The organism is Hydrocoleum sp. CS-953 (assembly GCF_002260545.1).
In the GTDB taxonomy this organism is placed as follows: Bacteria; Cyanobacteriota; Cyanobacteriia; order Cyanobacteriales; family Microcoleaceae; genus Trichodesmium.
Map to the genome: position 1 here is coordinate 1 of NZ_LGSU01000424.1, position 3072 is coordinate 3072.

Annotated in this window: 2 protein-coding genes and 1 pseudogene; all 3 read right to left on the reverse strand. The window is 34.4% G+C overall.

What is annotated here, in order from left to right:
• Window positions 1-497: 497 nt before the first annotated feature.
• A complete protein-coding gene (locus AFK68_RS04165; protein WP_246843988.1) occupies window positions 498-1043 on the reverse strand; it encodes an IS607 family transposase in 546 nt (181 codons plus the stop codon).
• 58 nt (window positions 1044-1101) lie between these two features.
• Window positions 1102-2285, reverse strand: a 1184-nt coding sequence (locus AFK68_RS44160) for an RNA-guided endonuclease InsQ/TnpB family protein (protein WP_371357226.1), incomplete at its 5' end; no start/stop codon positions are given.
• Window position 2286: 1 nt separating this feature from the next.
• Window positions 2287-2547 (reverse strand): annotated as a pseudogene (locus AFK68_RS44165) (helix-turn-helix domain-containing protein); the annotation flags it as partial.
• Window positions 2548-3072: the final 525 nt, after the last annotated feature.

A 3072-nucleotide genomic window follows, 5' to 3' on the forward strand; every position in this document is an offset into this window, starting at 1 on the left:
CCATAGCGTCGATTGCGATTCGTGTAGGTATTATTGCCATTTATCAAAAGTTAGAGAAACCTTCAAAATTTTATCAGTTAATTGAACATTTATTGACTTTTCACTTGGGAAAAATTGGTTTATAGTAAATTGGCTTTATATTACATTAAGCTAATTCATAAAAGCAAAAAAATATTCTCCCCTAAACCATAAATTGTGTAATTTTGCAAGTTGATTTACATGACTTATATTACTTAAATTTTTTGACTTAGTAACTATCAATCATAAGAATTCATATATTAGTAGTTAGCTTTTTCTATATCTTAATGCACTAATAGATTTTTCATTAATGAGGAAGATTAGCTAATCTGCTTTGAGAGTAACTTTTAATTTTTACTGGCTCTTTGAATTTTACTTCCTCTTTCAAAGAAACTAAATTAATAGCTGACAGCTAAAAGCTGAAGCCTCAATTCTTGCCTATCAATTTATTTGATTAGCTGCGTCTTGCAATTTTTCCACTATTTTTTGTTTTTTTTGCTCCGACTACCATATAACCTAGCTGTAAAAATTTTGATAATTTCTAAGATATCTCGCTCTAAATATTCTTCTTCTGTGGATTCAGAACAGTCATTAATAATTACAATTTCTGTGCCAAATATCTCACAAATTGTAAATATTAGTTCAGCACCGAATCTTACTAAACGGTCTTTATTAGTTAATACTAAACGCTCTACTTTTTCTGAGCAAATCATTTTGATTAACCTTACCAGTCCCCTTTTTCTGTAATTTATTCCTGAACCTAAATCTCGGATAATTTCTACTAGCCAGCCCTGATTATTACAGTATGCTTCTAATACCATAATTTGTCTATCTAAATTGGCTGTTTGCTCAGAACTGGAAATACAGGCATAACCAATGGTTTTACGTTCTCCGGCTCTAGGTCCAAGAAGAGTGGCTACATCATATCGGCGATGTCCATTCTTGGTTCTTTCTGAATTGATTTTGCCTTCAGGTTCCCATCTTCTCAGGGTACTTTCTGCTACTGCTGTACAATACCTATACAATTCCGGCACTCACTAGGTAAAATCTGGTTATGCCAGTCAAAGATGCTTGTTTCTTGCTTCAACCTGGGAGGTCGCCCTCTTCCAGTTCACAAGCGTAAATTCGGGTACAGCCTACCCTACTAAATTGATTAACTTCCCCATACTGAGATAACACCAGTGCCGCATTCATGTCCCGGTCTATTCTCATTCCACAGTTAGGACAGTCAAAGGTGCGGTCTTTTAACTTTAATTCTTGATTAATATGACCGCAATTATGACAAGTTTTGGATGATGGAAACCACTGGTCAGCTAGCACTACTGTCCCCCCAGAACCAACGATTTTGGTTGTCAATCGTTTTCTAAATTCATAAAATCCAAGCCTTGCTATTGATGCTGCTAATTTACCATTTTGCATCATCCCTTTAACGTTTAAACTTTCTAAGCAGACCTGTTTTACTTTACTCACTAAGAGTGTAGTAGTTTTCTCTATGAAATCTCTACGCACATTAGCAATATGACCATGGTACTTCGCTAGTTTTTTGTAATATTTAATCCCATTTTTTGAAGGTGGTTTACCTTTGCCTCCTAGTTGTTTATTCCGATTGCACCATTGAAACTTAGCTAACTTTAATTGCTCTAGTTTAATAGAGTCTGGGAGACTTATCAGGGCGTTTTCCCCCAATTCTAGGTTGGCTATACTTGCAAATTGTTTGACCCCAACATCTATACCAAAAGTTTCTTCACTACGCTCATCTAATAGGGGATGAACTGGCAACTTCTCGGCTTCAATACTAAAACTAACAAACCATTTTTCCCCTGTTCTACTAATAGTAAAAGTCTGACTTGTTGTGGTGTAAGGAATTGATTCCCATAATCTAAAAGTCCCTAATGTTGGTATTTTAATTTTCTTACCAGGGTTAATTGTAACTTTTCCATTACCGTCATAAACTGTGAAAGATTGTCGGTCTTTTTTTCTTTTTAACTGAGGATACTTACTGGTTCCTTCTTTATACCGTTTAAATGCTTCACCTAGATGTTGAAAAACACTTTGATAAATGCGAGATGAATAATTAGAAGTCCAAGCATATTCTGGTTGCTTTTTGACATAGTTAGTAAAGACTTTTTTAGCTTCTAAAATGCGTAATGCGTAACTCCAGCTAACTTCCTGGCCACGTTTGTTAACTTTGGTCATGCCAGAAGTTCCATTAACCATATTGAGGCCATAGTTGTAAACGAAACGAGCATAACCAGCACATTGAGCCANAATGCGAGATGAATAATTAGAAGTCCAAGCATATTCTGGTTGCTTTTTGACATAGTTAGTAAAGACTTTTTTAGCTTCTAAAATGCGTAATGCGTAACTCCAGCTAACTTCCTGGCCACGTTTGTTAACTTTGGTCATGCCAGAAGTTCCATTAACCATATTGAGGCCATAGTTGTAAACGAAACGAGCATAACCAGCACATTGAGCCATTTTTGATCGCTCCTGATTATTAAGCTTTAATTCAAGTTTTTTGGCGTACAATCAAATCACCTCCAACCCTATTATCAACTATTTTTTTGACTTGACAAAAAAATCCCCATAATATGTGTCAGTTATTACCGGAAATTGCCAGAAATATTGATACGAGCAATCAGCTGCTAGCAATTCGGCAGCCTTTCCTATAGAAATTTTGCTCATTTTCCATGATTAGCATATTTGATAAGCAATTTTAGCAAATAACCAGTAAATTTTTGTAAGTATCTTAGGAATTCTTTTTTTTGACAAGTATTATAATTTTCGGATNTTTGACTTGACAAAAAAATCCCCATATATGTGTCAGTTATTACCGGAAATTGCCAGAAATATTGATACGAGCAATCAGCTGCTAGCAATTCGGCAGCCTTTCCTATAGAAATTTTGCTCATTTTCCATGATTAGCATATTTGATAAGCAATTTTAGCAAATAACCAGTAAATTTTTGTAAGTATCTTAGGAATTCTTTTTTTTGACAAGTATTATAAAAATTAATATTTTTATGCGTAACTATAAATTTAATATATTTAAACT